General features: G+C 54.8%; 12 protein-coding genes. 1 reads left to right on the top strand and 11 read right to left on the bottom strand.

The window, feature by feature from the left end; all coding sequences use genetic code 11:
• Positions 1-68: 68 nt before the first annotated feature.
• On the top strand, positions 69-2,432 hold the full coding sequence (locus DUE52_RS08930; protein ID WP_229312114.1) for a DUF5703 domain-containing protein: 2,364 nt from the start codon (positions 69-71) through the stop codon (positions 2,430-2,432).
• 55 nt (positions 2,433-2,487) lie between these two features.
• Here the strand turns inward: DUE52_RS08930 and DUE52_RS08925 are convergent, their stop codons facing one another.
• The 11 genes from DUE52_RS08925 to DUE52_RS08875 all read right to left on the bottom strand — a co-directional run bounded on the left by DUE52_RS08925 (position 2,488) and on the right by DUE52_RS08875 (position 19,526).
• Complete coding sequence (locus tag DUE52_RS08925; protein WP_114405645.1) at positions 2,488-4,527, bottom strand: aceric acid hydrolase; 2,040 nt, start codon at positions 4,525-4,527, stop codon at positions 2,488-2,490.
• A gap of 243 nt (positions 4,528-4,770) precedes the next feature.
• On the bottom strand, positions 4,771-6,360 hold the full coding sequence (locus tag DUE52_RS08920; protein ID WP_114405644.1) for a sodium:solute symporter family protein: 1,590 nt from the start codon (positions 6,358-6,360) through the stop codon (positions 4,771-4,773).
• 16 nt (positions 6,361-6,376) lie between these two features.
• Complete coding sequence (locus tag DUE52_RS08915) at positions 6,377-7,513, bottom strand: four-carbon acid sugar kinase family protein (protein ID WP_165840903.1); 1,137 nt, start codon at positions 7,511-7,513, stop codon at positions 6,377-6,379.
• 1 nt (position 7,514) lies between these two features.
• The gene (pdxA, locus tag DUE52_RS08910) at positions 7,515-8,570 is read right to left on the bottom strand and encodes a 4-hydroxythreonine-4-phosphate dehydrogenase PdxA (protein ID WP_114405642.1); all 1,056 of its coding nucleotides are present in this window, start codon (positions 8,568-8,570) and stop codon (positions 7,515-7,517) included.
• 16 nt (positions 8,571-8,586) lie between these two features.
• Positions 8,587-9,501 carry a dihydrodipicolinate synthase family protein gene (locus tag DUE52_RS08905; RefSeq protein WP_222930264.1) on the bottom strand — a complete coding sequence of 305 codons (915 nt, stop codon included), beginning with the start codon at positions 9,499-9,501 and terminating at the stop codon, positions 8,587-8,589.
• An 8-nt stretch (positions 9,502-9,509) separates the two neighbouring features.
• On the bottom strand, positions 9,510-10,658 hold the full coding sequence (locus tag DUE52_RS08900) for an iron-containing alcohol dehydrogenase (RefSeq protein WP_114405640.1): 1,149 nt from the start codon (positions 10,656-10,658) through the stop codon (positions 9,510-9,512).
• Between the two features lie 13 nt (positions 10,659-10,671).
• Positions 10,672-11,805: a sialidase family protein gene (locus DUE52_RS08895; protein WP_114405639.1), complete on the bottom strand. Its 1,134-nt coding sequence runs from the start codon at positions 11,803-11,805 to the stop codon at positions 10,672-10,674.
• A 156-nt stretch (positions 11,806-11,961) separates the two neighbouring features.
• Positions 11,962-12,657: a DUF3826 domain-containing protein gene (locus tag DUE52_RS08890; RefSeq protein WP_165840902.1), complete on the bottom strand. Its 696-nt coding sequence runs from the start codon at positions 12,655-12,657 to the stop codon at positions 11,962-11,964.
• 54 nt (positions 12,658-12,711) lie between these two features.
• Positions 12,712-14,529 carry a sialidase/neuraminidase family protein gene (locus DUE52_RS08885; protein ID WP_229312113.1) on the bottom strand — a complete coding sequence of 606 codons (1,818 nt, stop codon included), beginning with the start codon at positions 14,527-14,529 and terminating at the stop codon, positions 12,712-12,714.
• A 113-nt stretch (positions 14,530-14,642) separates the two neighbouring features.
• The gene (locus DUE52_RS08880) at positions 14,643-17,795 is read right to left on the bottom strand and encodes a DUF6298 domain-containing protein (RefSeq protein WP_133299796.1); all 3,153 of its coding nucleotides are present in this window, start codon (positions 17,793-17,795) and stop codon (positions 14,643-14,645) included.
• Positions 17,796-17,882: 87 nt separating this feature from the next.
• The gene (locus tag DUE52_RS08875; protein WP_114405636.1) at positions 17,883-19,526 is read right to left on the bottom strand and encodes a pectate lyase family protein; all 1,644 of its coding nucleotides are present in this window, start codon (positions 19,524-19,526) and stop codon (positions 17,883-17,885) included.
• Between the last annotated feature and the right edge of the window lie 95 nt (positions 19,527-19,621).

Raw genomic sequence — 19,621 nt, 5'->3', positions numbered from 1 at the left:
CACAAATATACTCTGTAAATTTGCTCGGTATCTCTACAATTTTCTCCCATAATTATACCATATTAGCTTTGCGTCAGCCAACAATCTGCCTTTCCAAAAACCGGCCATTAGCCGTTACACTACTGATTAACCTGCTGTTTTTTAGCGCGTTGACCAATGTATTTGCACAAAAAACCGGTATAAATCAATACAACACGGTTTGGACTAGTCAAAGCAAAAATTCTTCGGAATCGATGCCGTGTGGCGGGGGCGATGTGGGACTGAACGTCTGGGTCGAAAATGGTGATCTTCTCTTTTATGTGGCCCGAAGCGGGACCTTCGACCACAACAATACGGTGTTGAAACTGGGTCGGATTCGCCTGAAACTGGCCCCCAATCCGTTTTCCGAAGGAGCAACTTTTAAACAGGAATTGGTGCTGGACAAAGGGCAGGTGGAGATCACCGGCACCCGAGCCGGGCTGTCGGCAAAAATCACGGTTTGGGTCGATGTGTTCCGGCCGGTTATTCACATAGCGGTTTCCAGTAACCAGGCCGTCAAAGCCGAAGCGGCTTTCGAAAGCTGGCGGCATGTGGACCGGATTACGAAAGGCAAGGAAAACAACGCTAATTCGTACAAATGGGCACCCCAGGGCGAAGTCAAAACGTTGAAGGACTCGATTCAATTTACCGACGATGCGGTGTTATTTTATCATCGGAACGGGGCTGAACGCTCGGTGTTTGACGTTACCGTTCAGCAACAGGGGCTGGATAGCGTTAAAAATCAATTGTTTAACCCATTGGCGAACCTAACCTTCGGCGGACGCTTCTCGGGAAAAGGCTTAAAACCAGCCGGGACCTACCGGGGCAAGTACCTTGATACGGATTTTCAGGGCTGGAAGCTGGTCAGTCAAACCGCATCCCGCCAACACGAACTGGTTCTGCACCTGCATACGGATCAAGCCGTCAGCGTGGTAGACTGGCACCAGGGTCTTGAGGCTGAAATAAAAGAAGCCGCGACCTCGGCAAAAACCGCCCAGCACCAGACTGAAAACTGGTGGAACGACTACTGGCAAAAAAGCTACATCTACATCGATGCTCCGGCTGATTCGCCCGAATGGCAGGTCGCCCGGAATTACCAACTGTTCCGCTACATGCTGGGTTGCAATGCGTTCGGAAAGTACCCGACCAAATTCAACGGCGGACTGTTCACCTTCGACCCCTCGCTCACCGACTCTACCATGAAGTTTACGCCCGATTTCCGCAATTGGGGGGGCGGTATTCACACGGCCCAGAACCAGCGGCTGGTCTACTGGCCGATGCTGAAAAGTGGCGACTGGGACTTGATGAAACCGCAGTTTGATTTTTACCGAAACCTGCTGAAAACCGCCGAGTTGCGAACCGCCGTCTACTGGCAGCACAAAGGCGCGAGCTTTACGGAGCAGATTGAAAACTTCGGCCTGCCTAACTCCGCCGAATACGGCTGGAAACGGCCCGTTGGCTATGATAAAGGCATGGAATACAACGCCTGGCTGGAGTATGAGTGGGACACGGTTCTGGAGTTTTGCCTGATGATGCTGGAAACCGAACGTTACGCCGGAAAGGATATAACCGGCGATATTCCCTTCATCGAAAGTTGCCTGACGTTCTTCAACGAGCATTATCAGCATCTGGCGAAACGCCGGGGCAGTAAGGCGTTCGACGGCGAAAACAAGCTGGTTCTGTATCCGGGATCAGCCGCCGAAACCTACAAAATGACGTATAATGCCACCTCGACGGTTTCGGCTTTGCGAACGGTTTTGACGCGTTTGCTGGAATTGCCGGGCGGGTATTTGACCTCCGAAAAACGGGCGGCCTGGAAGCAGATGCTCGACCGGATTCCGCCGATTAGTTTCCGGGATTTTGACGGCCACCCGACGATTGCACCCGCCAAATTGTGGGAGCGAATCAACAACGTCGAAACGCCCCAACTCTACTCGGTTTTTCCGTGGGGAATCTACGGAATCGGGAAACCGGGTCTGGATACGGCCATCAACACCTACCGCTACGACAAAGACGCCCTGAAATTCCGCAGCCACGTGGGCTGGAAGCAGGACAATATTTTTGCCGCCCGACTGGGCCTGACCGACGAAGCCGCCCGGCTCACGCTCCTGAAACTGGCCAACGCCGGCCGGCGGTTTCCGGCGTTCTGGGGGCCCGGTTTCGACTGGACGCCCGACCACAACTGGGGCGGTTCGGGGATGATTGGCCTTCAGGAAATGCTGCTGCAAGCCGATGGCAAAAAAATATACCTGTTTCCGGCCTGGCCCAAAACCTGGGATGTCCACGTTAAACTCCACGCGCCCTACAACACAACCGTCGAAGCGGTTTTGAAAAATGGGAAACTGGAATCGTTGATTGTGACGCCGGAATCGCGCCGGGGTGACGTGGTGAATTTGTTACCCCCAACCCCCTGAAGGGGGCTTAAAGCATCCGGATTTTGAGCCCCCTTCAGGGGGTTGGGGGCAATTTTCACCGAATCAACGGAATCCAGACGGCCATTTCGGAACGGCCCCGGTTGCTCCAGGCATAATACGGAATCAGGCGAATGGTTTTGGCAACCGGTGCTTTTTCCGACACCTCCCGGTACAATTGATTCGTCCAGGATCGGTTTTCCGTCTGTTGCGCCGTACCTTCCAACGCCATCAGTTCGGTGTTTTCAAGGGTCATCACCTTCGGTTTCAGGTCGTTTTTGGCGGAAAGAGCCAGAGTGGTCAGTTTGGTACCCGGATTATCGACCGATTCCAGACAATACACCACCGGCCCGCGTTTCACGGCCACCTGATTGCGGGTTTCCTCTACCAGCGGGTTTGCTTCCATCAATTTCACCGGCATCGGCAGGTTGATTTCGACCTTGTCGCCCGTTTTCCAGGAGCGGTTCAGTTCGGCGTATTCGCCGGATCGGATCACGGCCGAAACCGCCACACCATTCACCTTGATCGTCGCGCCCTGACACCAGCCCGGAATGCGGACAAAGACCGAAAACGGTTTCGCCGGAGCCTGTTGCAACCGGAGTTTGATCAGGCCGTCCCACGGATAAGCGGTTTCCTGCGTCAGCCGAATCGCCGAGCCATCTTTCAGCGTCGTCGCCAGTTGATTGGCACCGAACAGATTCAGCCACAACCCTTTATCCGACACGCTATACGCATAGCTGCTCACTTCGGCCAGCGTTCGCACTGTATTGGGCGGACAGCAGTTCGACTTGCTGATGTACCGCTGGCGACCACCCATCCACCGCAGGGCATACGGATAATCGTCGGACGCGCTCAAGGGGTTGGTATAGAAAAACTTGGTTCCGTCCAGGCTGATGCCCGACAGGATGCCGTTGTACAATTCCAGTTCCATCACGTCGGCGTATTTGGCCTGTCCGGTAATTTGCAGCATCCGGTAATTCCAGAGCAGATTGCCAATGTTGGCGCAGGTCTCGTTGTGGGCCGAATGGTTCGGCAACTGGTAGGCTTTGCCGTAGGATTGGTGGACTTTCTGTACCGTATCGGGTTTGTAGGAAGTGCCTTCGGGCGACACGCCATCGTACAAAGCCCCGCAACCACCAGTGACGTACATTTTGTGGTTGATCACGTCGTCCCACATCAGATCCAGGGTCGACAACAGCGTGCTGTCGCCGGTTTCGGCAAAGACGTCGGCGGCTCCGGCAAAGAGGTAATTGGCCCGAACGGCGTGACCGATCACCTTGGTCATTTTCCGGAACGGCACCCGGTCGGAATTGTCATCCGTTCCTTCCGACAGTCCACGAATGTCGATGAGTTTTTGCGCCAGGGCAAGATAGGCGGGTTCGCGGGTGGTGCGATACATCTCGATGATGCCCATGTAATGCGAGGGACAAATGGCGTTTCGGGCCTGCTCGGGGCTGGCGTTGTTGTAAAAACCGATCAGGAAATTCGTCGCTTTTTGGGCGATGTCGAGCAGCGTTGTTTTGCCCGTGGCGCGGTAATGCACGCAAGCCGCCGTCATCAGGTGTCCGAAGTTGTAAGCCTCAAAACTCAGCTTATCATCAAACATCTTTTTCTCACCGTTTTTTTTCTGCTGGATGATGGCTTTGGTGTAAATATACCCGTCGGGCGTTTGCGCCTTGCCGATGACCGCAATGGCCTCATCCATCAACGCATCGAGCTTTTTGTCCCTGGTAATCGCGTACATGCCCGCCAGCGATTCCAGCGTTTTGTAGAAATCCCCATCGTGAAACGACGGCCCTTTGAAATTCCCCGACGCCAGTCCTGCGGCTATTCTGAAGTTCTCGTAGGAATGGCTGAGGTTCGGATCGGTATAGGTTTTCCAGAGTTGCGGCACCATCGAGTCTCGGCATACCTGAAAGCGGTCGGCCCAGAAGCCCGTTGTCCAGCTCACTTCGTTCAGGTTGACGCCCTGTAAGCGAACAAACCGGCTTTGTGCCGTATTGACCAGGGCTTTGGGTTGAGCGTGGGCGGTGAGGCTAATGAGTGCGACCGTGAAGCAAGTGAATATTCGGATTAAAAAAAATCGAGTTAATTTCATCGGGTTTATAATTTCAAAATTAAAAACACAAACGGGTTAAAACCCATCGCTACAAAATCGGTCATCCCTACGGGATTATAGCCTCCTTGTCTATCTACACCCCGGTTTCAACCGGGGCTACAAAATCGATCATCCCTACGGGATTCTGGGACATTCGATCTTCCCCGAATTTCGGCGGGTTAAAACCCACCGCTACAAAATGGAGCGCATCCGGCATTGCGATTTCTCAGTCATTTCGGACATTCAAAACAAGACCGTCTTTCCCGTTGATCTCTCGTTAGCCATCGCCGTTTTAGCATCCCGCCAGCCGCTGTACAAAAGGTTTTTATCCAGGGTCGGTTTCGGAAAAAACAGGCTGGCGATGTACCCGACACCAATCACAATCAGATGACTGTAGACGCCCAGCATCAGTTTATGGTGCGTAAAATTGTAGCTTCCCAAGTCGAGTAAAAGCGTTTTGTCGTCGCCGTAACCGATTTTGGTGGAGGTCAGAAAGGCATACGCCGTGAACAGAATACACACCACAATGGCGATGTTGACGCCCTGCCGGTTGGCGCGCGCACTGAAAATCCCCAGCAGAAAAATACCGACAATGCCGCCCGAAAAAATGGCGTAGAGCGTGAAGACAATGCCCAGAACGCCCTCATTCCCAGCCCTCAGGTAGAAGGCACCAATCAGAATGGCAGTCAGGCCCGAAGCCACCACAATGGCTTTGCTAACGGTCAGGTATTCGGCGTCGGGCCGGGCCGGGCGTGATTTTTTGTAGAAATCTTCCAGGCCGACGGCCGCCAGTGAGTTCAGATCGGCGCTGAGGCTGCAAATGGCGGCCGAAATCATGGCGGCCAGAATGAACCCCACCACACCCGTCGGAAATTGGGTCATGATGAAATACGGGAAAACCGCATCGGGGCGGATGGACGCGGGCAAAGGTTGCTGTTTATAATACACAAACAGAGCGGTTCCGATGAACATGAACAGCGCCCAGACCGGCACCGTGAGCGAGATGCCAAGAATGGATGCTTTGATGGCGGCTTTATCGGTTTTGGCTGTCAGGTAACGCTGCACAACGGTTTGGTCAGTGCCGTATTTCTGGATCGCGTAGAACATGCCGTTGATGACCATGACAAAAAACGTCAGCTTCGTCAGATCCAGATCATACGGGCCAAAACCGGTTCGACCGTTGGCGGAGGCCACGTCGATGACTTCAGAAAAACCGCCTTTAACGGAAAAAATAATCACCGTAACGCAGAGAATACCACTGGCAAACAGCATGAAGCCCTGAAACACATCCAGCCAGATTACTGCTTCGATGCCCCCCAGCAGATTGACAGCAATGATGATCAGTCCGACGACGATGATGATGTAGAACGTGTCGACGCCGGTCATGTTGGTCAGCGCGACCGCCAGCAGGAAAAAAACCGTTCCCATTGACGAAAACTGCCGGAGAACGAAGGCGATGGAACTGTAATAGCGGGCAAAGGTACCGAAGCGTTTTTCGAAATATTCGTAGGTGCTGAGGCCGATCACTTTGCGGTACAGCGGCACGATGAACCAGATGGTTCCGAGCAATACGATGGGCACCATCAGGCCCTGCACCAGCAAAATCCAGTTCGACGAAAAGCCTTCACTCGGGTAACCCAGAAACGTCACGCTGCTGATGAGCGTCGCCAGCAACGACATTCCGATGGCCCAGGCGGGAACCCGGCCTTTGGCGGCAAAATAGGTTTCTGTCGTCCGCTGATTCCGGGCATACCGCAATCCGAAATACAGATTGATCAGCAATACTGCAATGATGATCAGGTAATCGATTACGCTTAAGGTCGGGTTTGGCATTCGGTTCAGGAATTTATTAAAATAGGCCCAATTCCGGGGGCCAGCGATAGCTTCCCGGTTTTACGGTAACATGCAACTGTGGTATTTCAATGGCTTTGCTGCGAACCACGCCCGTCGCCAGTTCATGAACCGGAGCCAGCCGACTAACGCCGATTTCCCGCAAAACCGCCGACGCTGTAGAACCGCCTTCGATGATCAGTTCGTCAATGTGCGTCCGGTTCAGCACGTCCCGGACGGTTTTTGCCAGGTCGGTTCGCAACTGAATCGTCGTGCTGGTTTCAACTGCGGTGGGGTCGATGGCCATAATGACCGGCTTCCGCCGTTGCAGACGTTCCGCGATTTTGGTTGCCCACGTAGTTCGGTTCGATTCGTCCAACGCACCGGATTTCAGCCGTGCTTTGGGCATATACTGCACGGAATGTACGGCTTTCTTCACCCAATCCACGCTCTCTTTAAACGCACTGCCGCAGACGTACAGGCGGGTGTTACCCGGCGCAACCAGCGTCGCGGTTTTCTGTTTTGGCGGAAACCGCGAATCCAGAAGGGCCGTAAAAAACCCGAAACCACCCCCCAGTAGAGTCTGGTGGTCAATCCGTTCGACCCAGGCTTGTAGATCCGTCCATTTTTCAACGTTCCCAAAAACAACGCCCCGATCCGGTAACGCATCCGAAGGATTGCGAACAAAAACCGGTTCCGTCGTGATCTTGAACCGCTTCAGGACGTCGGAATCCGTCACCGGAAATTCCGGATCATGGGCGAAATGCGTCTGGTGGAGCGGTTTTCCATCAACGAAATACTGACCACCGACCAACGTTCGTCCCAGCGCCGGATTGGCCGGAACGAGCAGCGCCTTCGTCAAACCCAGCACGGTCAACTGTGCGCGAGTTTCCGCCAGAATATGCCCGCGCAGCACCGAATCGATCTTTTTGTAAATCAGTAGCGGTTTCAATTCCCGCAAAGCCCGGCTGACTTCGGTCATTTCCCGCACCGCTTCCGGCTCCGAAACCGAGCGGGCGTCGGTAGCAATAACGAGCAAATCGGCTTTCGATTGCGGATTGACCGACACCGAAAGTTCGACCTCCAACCCATATGCCAGGCCAATTCCGCCCAGTTCGGCGGCTCCCGTTAAATCATCGGCAATGACGGCGATCATCTTACGCGGGCAGCAAACTCTTGCGCCGGTTTTTCGCCAGTTGCACCGCCGACTCAATCGCCAGCACCATCGCATCCGGACTCGCCACGCCTTTTCCGGCAATTTCAAACGCCGTTCCGTGATCCACCGAGGTGCGAATAATGGGTAATCCCATCGTAATGTTCACGCCTTTGACGCTATCCATCTGTTGTTTAGCCGCATTCCACTGAAAACCGGTCAGTTTGAACGGAATGTGGCCCTGATCGTGGTACATCGCAACAACGCCCCCGTAATAGCCCGTGGCCGCTTTGGAAAACAGCGTGTCGGCCGGCACCGGGCCTTCCACGTCGAAACCGCGTCGTCGGGCTTCCTCAACGGCCGGCAAAATCTCCTCGTCGTCCTCCGTTCCGAACAGGCCCGAATCACCGGCGTGGGGATTCAGACCCGCAACGCCCAGTTTCAGATTCGTTTCGCCCAGCGAAATCAGGCCGTTGTGTAACAGTTCGATGACTTCCAGAATCCGGTCTTTCTTGACCAGATCGCAGGCCTGCCGCAGCGACACGTGCGTCGAGACGTGAATCACTTTCAGGTTGTCTTCGACCAGCAACATGCCGTATTTCTTGGTGTTGGTAAAATGCGCGTAGATTTCGGTATGCCCCGCAAAGTGGTGCCCGGCTTCGTTGATCGACTTTTTGTTGATGGGGCCGGTCACCGTCGCGTCGATTTCGTCGGCCAGCGCCAGATCGATTACGGTTTTCACCGAAGCAAAGGCCGCTTCCCCCGCCATCGCCGAAATTTCGCCGAATCGCAGGGTCGCCAGATCCACATTCGCCAGGTCATAGACATCAATCGTCCCCAACCGGAATTTGGCGTCCTGAACGGAGGCAACCGGATGAATAACCGCATTCAGCTTTAACCGGGATGTGATGTCTTCAAAAACCCGGGCGTCACCCACCAGAATAGGACGGCAGATGTCGTACATAACCGGGTTCAACAGCGCCTTGACCGCAATTTCGGGGCCAATACTCGCCGGATCGCCCATCGTAATGCCGATGATTGGTTTGTGTTCGTTCTTCATTTGTAGAAGTTTACGGTTAAAGCTGTATCTCCTCTTTCACCAGCACCTCGGCCAGCGCGGCTTTCAACCGGTTTTCTTCGGCTTCGGAAAGAGCTTGCAACGGCGGCATCACGGTGGTTCCGCACAAACCGTATTCCTGCATCAGCACTTTCAGTGCCCACAACGACTCGCCCAGCGTGCGACCACCCTGGTAAAGATGGCCGAACACATCGGATTGGTTCTGGTAATACTGCGCTTTTTCCGCATCACCTGCCTGAACAGCTTTCAGCATGTCGCGATAAATGCCCGGCAACAGATTGCCCGTGCTCGGCACCAGTCCATCACTGCCCGCCAGCAAAGCGTCGGCCGACCGGGCTGCCCAGCCCATGAAATGGCTAAAATCCGGACGACCAGTCCACAACGCCAGGGATTCGGCCAGGCGATCGGCATTCCGCTCCGAATCCTTGATGCCGACTATATTCGGGTGGTAGCTCAATTCATCAATGACCGCAACCGGAATAGACATCCGGGTGGTAGCCAGGATGTTATACATGATCAGCGGCCCGTTCAACTGGTCAGCCAACTGCTCGAAATACCGCTTCATCTGGTCGTCGGTCAAGGTGTAATAGCAGGGCAGCGTAGCGGCCACCGCATCGACGCCCAGATCGAAACAATAGTTGGCAAAATCGACCGATTCCTCCAGGCAATTGGACGAAATCCCCGCGTACAAAACCGTATCCGATGTTTTCAACCGGGCCGCAGCCTTGACGTAGGCTTTTTTCACCGATGCTGCCAGGGAAGTCGCTTCACCCGTGGTTCCCAGCACAAACGGCATGGAGGCATGGGTTCGCAGGTTCGCCAGCATTTTCTCGACAGCCGCTTCATCCAGTCGATAGGCTTCGGTCAGGGGCGTCACCAGCGGAACCACCACGCCCCGGTATTTCTTTTTCATGCTCATAGCTAGTAAGCGGCTGTATAGATCGCAATCGCATCCGCGCGGGTGATCTCCCGCGGGTTATTTTTCAGTAAGCGGGTAATTTTCAGCGCATCATGCGCCAGTTGCGGAAGGGCTTCTTTCGGAATACCGACGTCCCGCAACCGGGCCGGAATCCCGCATTCCCGGATCAATTCTTTTATTTTCTGAACCCCGTTCGCGGCCGTTTCGGCCTCATCCCGCCCCCGCTCGCACCCCAGTGCCACGGCCACCTGCGCGTATCGCGAAACCGCAGCCGGGCTGTTAAACGCCATGACGTAGGGCAGCAAAAGCGCGTTGGAAAGGCCGTGGGCCAAATGAAACTGACTCCCCAGCGGATAACTCAGCGCATGAACACCCGCCGTATTCACCGGTCCCAGGCAAAAACCGCCCAGCAAACTGCCCATCGCCACCTGCGTCCGGGCTTCTTCGTCCGCGCCGTTTTTCACGGCCTGCACGATGTTGGCGGCAATCAGGCGCATCCCTTCAAACGCGTAGAGGTCGATGAACGGCTGGGCAAATTTGTTCGTATAGGCTTCCAGGCAGTGCGTCAACGCGTCGATGCCCGTAGCCGCCGTGATGGCCGGGGGAACACTTAGCGTCAGCAACGGATCGACGTACACGATGTCCGGCACCAGAAACGGGCTGATGATGCCTTTTTTCTGGTTATCCGCATCGTCCACCAAAATCGCATTCGGCGACACCTCGCTGCCTGTTCCCGAAGTCGCCGGAACACAAATCAGTTTCTTCCGTCGTCCGCTCAGGTTGCCGATACCCAGCATATCCGGGAGCGTCTGATCATTTTCCAGTTGAGCCGCCACCAGTTTGGCCACATCCAGCACGCTGCCGCCACCAATGCCCAGCACCACATCGGGATTGAACGGCGATGCGGTTTTCATCAGCATCTCAAAATCTGCAAACGACGGTTCCTGCACAATGCTGGCATCAATTTTCACGGCTATCTGGCTTGATTCCAGCGTTTCCACCAGATTTTTCAGCGCACCCAACAGCGGGGCAATCGTGATCAGTAACACATTGCGGGGTGACAACCGGATCACCTCACCGGCCAGATTCCCCAGCGAACCTCTGCCAAAAACCAGTTTTCCCGGAAAGTGTATGGTTAATTCCTGCGTCATTCGTTCCAGGTTGCTACTCTTTCGTATTCTCTTTTGCGACGGGTGCGGCATACCCCTCCAGCGCGGGCCAGACGCCATTTTCAATCGGTATTGCTTTCATTTTGGCCGGATCGATCACCGCGTGTTTGATTTTCTGCCGACGCCAGGTGTAAATGACATGGAGCAGGCCGTCGCTCGTCTGAATCACCGACGGATACGAATACTGGCTGATGGGTGAATCTTCCAGAATCACGACGGCCGACCAGCTTTTGCCGTCTTTCGAAACCGCCAAATTCAATGGCGTGCGGGGGCCTTTGGCCAGATCGCCGGGTGGCAGGACGTGGTTATACACCAACACCTGCCGACCGTCTTTCAGCGTGACGGCGTCGGTGCCCGAGTTGTTGTTGGGCAGGGCCGTTTTGGCCAAAGGTGACCAGGTTTCGCCGTTATCGGTCGACCAGGATTCCACCAGAGCGCGGTCTTTGCTACGCGCCAGAATCTGAAGTTTACCATTGCCGTAGACCAGGATGCTGGGCTGGATCGCGTTCAGGGTTCTGCCATCGCTGATCGGCCCGACTTTGCGCCAGGTTTTGCCAAAATCCGGGGTGACTTCGAAGTGCAGTTTCCAGCCGTCGCCTTCGGTGCTGGTCGGGCAAAACAGGTTGCCGTTGGCGAGCAAAACCGGCTTGTTTTTGACCGGACCAATAAAACCGTCGGGCAGCGGTTTTGCAGTTGACCACGTACGGCCACCGTCGGATGAGGTTTTCAGCCAGCCTTTCCACCTGGACGGGCTGGGACCGATTTTGTAGAACAGCAGCAGATCGCCTTTCGGAATCTGGTACAAAACCGGGTTCCAACAGGCATACCGGAGCGAGTCGTTCAGGATGCCGTTGGCCACGTTCTGCGGAGCCAGCCACTTGCCTTTTTCCTGCCGACTCACCCAGATGCACACATCCGGGTTCCGCTCTTTGGTGCCGCCAAACCAGGCCGACACCAAACCGGTCGGCGTTTCGGCAATGGTGGCCGCGTGGCTTTCCGGGAAAGGCGGTTTTTCAACCACAAATTCATCGACCAGCAAACCCGACTGCCATTTGGCTACTTGCGCATCCGCCGGACTGAACAAGGTCAGAGTGGCCAGCAGGATGGGATATAAGCTCTTTTTGATCATTTTAAAATTACGTCTATTTGCCCCTAAATCCCCTAAAGGGGACTTGGACGCAGCAACATCCAGATTCAGAAAGTCCCCTTTAGGGGAACGGGGCAAATATTAGGGGCAATAATCGGATGTTTTACAGCAAATCCCGACCAGCATTACACCAGCCGTTTACTTCTTCCCGGCGGCTTTTTGGGCTTTCAGCACGGCGGTATAGTTGTTGTACATTTCCCGCCAGTTTCGGCCGTTGGCATTGAGATACTGCTCGGACTTGGTTTTGTAGATCTCGAAAATGGCCGAGATTTCCTTCATGCTTTTGTAATCCACGGCCTGTTCGCGGGCCTGTTCCATGAATCCCAGCAGCGTTGCCTCTTCCTTTTCGGTGATGTTCGGCACGATGGCCCGGTATCCTTTCATCGTAAAGGCCACTTTTCCAATCGTGTATTTATCCAGAATAGCCGCTACCTGATTCTTGTCCAGGTCCTTTTGCAAACCGCTCATCAGGTTCTGGTGAACCGTTGCGGGCATGGCCGAATCCGCGATAAGCTGGCGGTCGAGTTCGGTCAGCGGATTTCCGGTTACCGGATTGATGCCCGCCGGAACCGTGCTGAACGGATGCTCATTGTGCCAGTCGCGGACGGCTTTTAAATGAGTTGCCACGACCTTGGTCAGCCGGTTTTCTTTTTCCGCATCGTTCAGGTTCAGGGACGCAACCCAGTCAGTAGCTTTCTTTTCCTGCTCAGCGTCGGCTTTCGCCTTTGCTTCGGCCACGGAAACCGCTGGTTTGGCGGGTTGTTCCTGGCAGAACGCTTGGACTGTAGCGGTAATAGCAACGGCCAGAAAAAAGCGTTTTAGCATTTTATTCATTTTGTTTTTTGGTTAATTCCAGGCAGTAGAAACTGTTGAAACGGTATTTTCCGGTCATTCACTCCGGCTTTGCAATACACTCGTTTTAAAGGTTTTGAGTATAAAAACAGCTTCCGGGTCCAGCTCGCCCGCTTTGGGTACATCGAAATTCTGATCGGTCGGCGTGTCGGCATCCGGGAAACGACGCACCCCGCCGGTTCGGAAAACGACCCGCTGAAACGAAGCGACCGGCGCAAAAAACAGGCGGATTCCTTTCGGCTGACCGTTGACAAAGGCCACGAACATCCGCTTGTCGCGGTCCAGTTCGATGCGCACCGCCACCGGTTTTCCGGCTTCGTATTTCTGAATCTGCGAATCGCGGTAGCCGACTTTGGCTTTGAAAAAACCGTCGGCATCGAACAGCAAACGGACGGCGGCATTCCCCTTCCCATCCTGAAATTCAATCTGCAAACTGCCTTGATCAGCCTGTTGCGGAACAATCGTAAACTCGACCGCCAGCTTCTTCGATTCAGGAATCACGCGCTCGGCTTTGGCATAATCGAAAGGATCTTTATCCCGCAACACCAGCGCTTTACTTCCGTCCACGGATTCTATTTTAGCCGAAGCGAAAACCGGGCTGTAGATATTCCAGAATTTCAGTTCGTCACCGGCCGGCAATTGGGCGAAGATTTCATTGGGGTGCGTTGTCACCTGGTCGGTGATTGGCACCGGTATTTTCGATACCCAGATGTCTTCCTTGTTCATGCTGTAGGTCACCCACAGATGGCCGTCGGGCGGGGTGCCATTGCCTTCCTCGATGCCCCGAACGTACTGCGGCCCGTACGACTTGTAGGCTCCGCCGTAACGCATGGTCGATATTTCGCCGTTCACCAGCAGCAGATTGGTGTAGTTCAGCCCGTCTTTACTGGTCGAAACCGCCAGCGGCCAGCGAAATTCCGAGGGATTGTAGACCGTCGCGTATTGCCCATCCGTCGTTTTCTGCCCCCAGATTTTGGCGTTGCTGTTCACAAAACCGGGTGCCCGCAGCGGGTTATACAACCAGGTTTGCCCCTCGTCCGGGCTGATGGTGGTCAGGGCGTGTTTCCACAATCCCACGACGCGCTTGTCCGGCAAATGGTAATAACTGAAGGCTTTCACTTCTTTTTTGAGCGTAACCAACGGGTCATTGCGGTCGGCTTCTTCAACCCATTGCTGCATCATCAGCGTGTTGGCCAGCAGCTCGTTACAGGCTTCCACAAAGCCTTTGTCTTTCGAGCTGGTATAGAACGGATACCCTGACTTGGTTTGGTCCCAGGATGCATTATTCCGGATGAAATAAATCGGGCCAAATTTTCCATCGGCGTAGATTTCCCGAACCACGCGACCAATACCGTTGCCATCGTTCGGATCGTCTTTCGGCCCCATCACAATGCCGTAAAAAGCCAGGGTCAGCAGCCGTTTGTTTTTCGCCACGAAGAAGCCCATGCGCTGGTGCATCACCGCGTACAAGTCTTTCGCCACCTCGGGGCGACCCGGTTTTCTCCAGCCATCCGGCAGTTTATACGGCGGAAAAAGAACCGTGGGTTTCGTCCAGTTGGAACCGTCTTTCGAGGTCAGCAGCAGCGTTTGGCCCGGCGGTTCGTGTTCGCCCACCGGATTGCTGAGGTATTGCAGGTAAAACGTGTTGTTCCAATAGGCCAGCATGGGCGCGTGGTTGTACGTCCAGGGGGTGCCACCGGCCAGCTCCGGATGCTCGCGGTTGGCCCGAAACACTTGAATATTATGCACGCCCACCGCCGGACTCAACTGTCCGTGGTGGTAATCGACATTGGTAAGCGTTTGCCCCACGTAGCGCACCGTGTCCTGCGCGTGAACATGGGTGAGAAAAAGCAAAATAGCCCCCAACCATGCGATGGTCCGACCCCTAAAGGGGTCTTTAAAAAAGCCGGATTTTGTAACCCCCTTTAGGGGTCGGACCGTCGCACGGATGGGGGCTATTTTACTTTTCATAATCCCTTGCTCTTTTTAACCCAGATCACTTCCGCGCCTTCCATCATTTTACTCAGACTAACCACACTCCCACCCTTGATGCCCTCTTTTGATTTCACGATCTGACCGGTTTTCGGGTGGATGGAATGTACGGAAAAAGAACCGGCGGCTTTGGTCAGATCAAGCTGAACCGCCCCCGCCGATTCGGTATAGAGGATATAGCCGGTTTTTTCGTTGCCCATCGCCCACTGACTGGCCGGTTTCTGCGGTACGTCAACGGGTTGCATCTGAGCGACATCCGCCAGAAACTGCGGGTCGGCCACCGCTGGCAGATTCGGCATGGAGCCGCCCGCCAGCAAAACCGCCCAGGCCAGAGCATCGGCATTGTCAGCCGCGTAGGTAACGGCTTTTTCCGGAAATTTCCGGCGGTAGTCCCGCACCGCCCGGTAGACCTGTTCGAACGAACTTTTTTTCGGATGTAGCAAGCGGGCGTGTTGCCGGGGGGCCAGATTCTGACTGCCAGCGGGGGCGTAAACCGTTCCGTCGGCCTGGTAATGCCAGTACCGGATGTCCACCAGATCAATCACCGACGCCCGTTTGGCATCCGCCAGAATCGCATCCTGAACGTCTTTGGTCGTGCTCAAACCGACAACGGCTTTCTGGCCGGTTTCCTTTTCCCATTCGCTGATGGTATCGATCCAGAACTGCACAAACGACAACGGCCCGGTAAATTCGGCCCCGATGAGCTGAATGACTCCCGAATGGCCCACAAAATTGGCGAGGCATTGGCGAATATAGGCCCGGTGCAATGCCCGCCGAACGGGGTGTGAGACGTCGTAAAACTGCTCCGCCATAAAAATCCGTTTGTCTCCCGCATAAGGAGCCGGTTCCGGAAAACCGGTCTGGTTGATGTTGTTGACAGGTCGCCAGGGAAAATCGGCGTAGTGAGCGCCCGCTTCGATGATGTTGTGCTGGAAATAGTTCTCGTGAATCAGCGTCAACCCTTTCTGATCGGCCAGATCGGCAAACTGCTTCAATCGGCTCCAGTACCAGTGGTTGTATTTCGTCAAATCGTATTGGCTGAGTCCGTCCCAGGCGGTTTTCCGGCCGCTGCGGGCAAACGGCAGTTCGTAGAAAGGCGGCCACACCTCGCCGTCCATCCGCCGAATGCGTTCGTGATCGTCGCGCCGGCGGTCGTACCAAAGCCCGTAATTGTGGTCGATGGCCACGGTATTTTCGGCCTTCATGGAATCCGTCATAACCGCCAGATCATCCGTCAGACCACGGCCCGTCATGCCCGGCACAAAGCGGGTGATGTGCGGTTTAGCATTCGCCAGTCCGTGGGGCCGCGCGCTGCCGTTCCACCAGGGCACTTCCTGCCGCCGACCAGCTACCAACGTACTTCCGCGAAGCAGTTTTCCCTGCTGAATCTGCATCGGCTCGGCTTTGGCAATCGCGGTTTCTTTCGGTATACCAATCGCATCGATGGACTTCACATTCGTAGCCGTCGGAATGGGTTGCCGTTGACTGGCTGCCGTGATAAAATCGTACAATGTCGGAGCCGGATTCACGGCTTGTTTGGTTAGGGCTGCGGCCACTTCCACCTTTGGGCTACTGGAGGCTTCGGATTCGACCGGCAATAGAATGATTCGGGCCAAAATGCCGTCACCCAGCCGGTCTTTGAGTTGGGCGTAGTACAGACTCCGGGGCTGAATGTGCTCGTTCGACATGTCCCAAAAACCGTCTCCGGCAAACTGCGCCCAGGTGCCAAACGCCCAGTTTTGGGCCGTGGGCGGCTGGTAACAATCGACCCGCGCGGCTGTGCATTGCCAGAAAACGCTGTTGGCGGTATTCCAGCCCGCACCCTGTCCGTCCTGCCCCAGATTGGCAAACCGCAAGGCATTGCCATCAATATTGACGAGGTCGAATAACACACCCGATGACCAGCTATCGACGCTGCCGCTAAAACTGAACGGCAAATGCGACTCACATTGCACAAACGCATTCGGCCCGGCACTGCAATAGCCGACGGCAAAATCATGGTAGCCGTGTTCGGCATAAAGCCGCTGGCACAGAACCTGTTGCCCCCTAACCAGGAACGTATTGCGCCGTTCGCCCCCGATTTCCGAAACCGGTTCCAGCGACTGGCAATCTTCCACCGTAATGCGTTTGGCGGTTTCCTGAACGAAGACGGCGGAACCGGCAAAATGCCGAAAAACCACCTGCCGCACCCAGGCATCCTGTACATTTTCGAGAACAATCGCCATCCAGCGGTGGTCCTCGTCTTTCAGATTCGCTTTGTCGTAAGCAGAGATGAATTGCAGGTTTTCGACACCCGAGTGCGCAATCCGTCCGGGCCAGGTGTAGCGGGTGATCGTTCCTCCGCCAAACGCCGAATCCAGCGCGGTGGTCAGGGGCGCATCGAGGGTGATTTCGGAACCGTTGACTGCCGTAATCTGCCGGTCCCAAAACAGATCGCGTTGGCCGGGTTTCCAGCCCAGCGACGTAATTCCACCCCCGAAATGGTCCGTTCCGAGTTGCTGAATCCACGCTTTGGTGGACGGCCGTCGAATCTGCACAAAGTCGCCGACCTTAAAAACCGCCGGTTTTTCAACGTTCATTTTCTGTGCGTTGACCGGTACGTAGCGGTCCGTAACAGGCACGGCTTCGGCGGTTTTGCGATCGTTTTTCCCGGAAATCGTCAGCAGGTTATCGCGACTGAAACCCGTTCCCAAAATCGTCGTTCCACCGGTTCCCATGCCGCTGCCGCGCAGCACAACGCCCGAAGCGGTTATTTTCAAATGGCCCGACACTTCATGAACGCCTTTATCAAGCAAAACCGCCCCGCGAAAACCGTTCGCATTGATCGGCAATGTGCTTACATAATCAATGGCAGCCTGGATTCGCCGGGTAGCATCGCCTTTTCGGAAAGGTACGGCGACTTTTGTTTCAACGTTTGGAATAGCCTGTTCGCCAGCCTGATACCCACAATACGAGAAATCAGGAAGGCGGTTGCCGCGTTTGTCAGCCTCGTAAACCAACCGCCCTTGTGGTCCCGGTGCAACCGGCTGTTTTTTGACCGGTTTCGAACCCTGCGCCCACACCGCCCCGATTCGCCCAAAGGCGAAGAGAAGGGAAAGAAGAGCGATGAAAAGGCTGGGTTTATACACGGTATTGGAATTTTGCCCCCAACCCCCTAAAGGGGGCTATATAAATCCGGATTCTCAAAGCCCCCTTTAGGGGGTTGGGGGCATTCTTTACGTTCTTGGCCGTACCTGCTGCACCGGAACGACGCTATTCAAATAGTCTTCGATGCTCGTATAACCGTCCTTGTTTTTGTCCAGGCTGGCATCCGACGCGTCTTTCGGGTTCAGGCCGTTTTTGGTTTCCCATTCGTCCGGCATACCGTCTTTATCCGAATCAAGGTACGGTTTTCCGGTGTATTCGGGATAGCCGCCTACCTGACTAATGTCGGTAATGATGCCATTTTTATAGGAATCGATGGGCAGACGACGGTGTTTGAACTGCGTTTCGGGAAGTTTCACGCCTTCTTTGTACGTAATTTTCCCGGTTCTGACCTGTTCCACCACCCGAACATCGACGGGGTCGCGTTTGGGCAAGGTTGCTCCGGCGTTGGCCAGCACGTAGTCGTAGGCTTTCGCCGTCGGCAAAATGGTGATTTCCGGCATGGGAAGCGGTTTGTCCCATTTCATACTGGCGGTGTATTTTCCGGCATTCGCCAGGTCTTCCACCTGAACCCCGCCGTCCCAGTTGTCTTTCGTGACTTTGTCGTTTCCTTCCACAATATTTCCGTTGACATACGCCCGGCCAAAGGTCAGATAACCCAGTTTGCTCCGCCCCGCTTCGGGTTTCAAAATCCGGTGGGCGATGGGCGAATCCTTCGGCGTTTGCGGGCCGGGTTTGTAGTAGTTGTTGATCATGTTGTACATCGCGCGGTAGTCGCCCCCGTCGGTGGAACGATGCACCCAGTTGAAGATCACGTTGTTGGCAAAGTTGAAGATTCCATACCAGCCAATCGACGGATTCCGGCCCGCATTATCGGCCCAGAGGTTGCGCATGAACGTACAATTTTCGCCCCCGAGCGTGCTGCCAAACGAGTGGTTCCAGGTGTCGAGGGCTTCGGAGAAAATCGAGTTCTGAATGGTGATGTTGACCGTCGGCAGCTTGTCTTCTGCCGCTTTTCCGGTGCTGTCGTTGTACATATGGCGGTACATCGACATGTTTTCGTCCAGCCCCCAACTGGCCGAAACGTGGTCGATCATGATGTTTCCGATCGGGTTGCCGCCAATGGAATCGTCGCGACGCCCCACGTAGGTTTCGCCCCGGCGGAAGCGCATGTACCGAATGACGACATCGTGCGTGTTGATCCAGACCGATTCACCGGCCACGCAAATCCCGTCGCCCGGAGCCGTCTGTCCCGCAATCGTAATATACGGCGCTCTGATAATCAGGGGTGTTTTCAGTTTAATAATCCCGGCAACGTTAAAAACGATGGTTCGCGCTCCCCCCTGCTCGCAGGCTTCCCGCAGCGTGCCGGGGCCCTGGTCATCCAGGCTGGTCACCACGTACACCTTGCCGCCCCGTCCGCCAAACGTGAAAGCTCCTCCGCCCTCGGCACCCGGAAAAGCCGGGATACTGGCCTGGGGCAAATCGACGGGTCGGGCCGCCCAGGGAATATACGGTTTTCCCTCTTTGGCCTCTTTCTCAATAATCGGCAGGGCTTTCTGCCAGGCAATATTGGATTGCCGGTTGGCTTCCTTAAGCAATTCGTCACTTTGCTTTTGAACATCCGCCGGAATGGTGGGATATTGGGCAAATACCAGTGACTGTCTGAAAAACAGCGCACCTAAAACAATTACCGGAATCAGTCGTTTTTTCATGGAAAAGGGTTTCTTTCAGGTCGTTATCGTATTCAAATACAGAACATTGACTGTAATTTGACTACGCTATGACTAAATTCTATACCTATTCCCAA

Origin of the sequence: Larkinella punicea (genome assembly GCF_003334855.1) — a bacterium.
Lineage (GTDB): Bacteria > Bacteroidota > Bacteroidia > Cytophagales > Spirosomataceae > Larkinella > Larkinella punicea.
This window is presented reverse-complemented; position numbering and strand designations above follow the sequence as displayed.

Bases quoted from the DNA above. Each gene is read 5' to 3' on its own strand.
- DUE52_RS08925 (WP_114405645.1), bottom strand. From the start codon at position 4,527: ATGAAATTAACTCGATTTTTTTTAATCCGAATATTCACTTGCTTCACG.
- DUE52_RS08920 (WP_114405644.1), bottom strand. From the start codon at position 6,360: ATGCCAAACCCGACCTTAAGCGTAATCGATTACCTGATCATCATTGCA.
- DUE52_RS08915 (WP_165840903.1), bottom strand. From the start codon at position 7,513: ATGATCGCCGTCATTGCCGATGATTTAACGGGAGCCGCCGAACTGGGC.
- pdxA (WP_114405642.1), bottom strand. From the start codon at position 8,570: ATGAAGAACGAACACAAACCAATCATCGGCATTACGATGGGCGATCCG.
- DUE52_RS08905 (WP_222930264.1), bottom strand. From the start codon at position 9,501: ATGAAAAAGAAATACCGGGGCGTGGTGGTTCCGCTGGTGACGCCCCTG.
- DUE52_RS08900 (WP_114405640.1), bottom strand. From the start codon at position 10,658: ATGACGCAGGAATTAACCATACACTTTCCGGGAAAACTGGTTTTTGGC.
- DUE52_RS08895 (WP_114405639.1), bottom strand. From the start codon at position 11,805: ATGATCAAAAAGAGCTTATATCCCATCCTGCTGGCCACTCTGACCTTG.
- DUE52_RS08890 (WP_165840902.1), bottom strand. From the start codon at position 12,657: ATGAATAAAATGCTAAAACGCTTTTTTCTGGCCGTTGCTATTACCGCT.
- DUE52_RS08875 (WP_114405636.1), bottom strand. From the start codon at position 19,526: ATGAAAAAACGACTGATTCCGGTAATTGTTTTAGGTGCGCTGTTTTTC.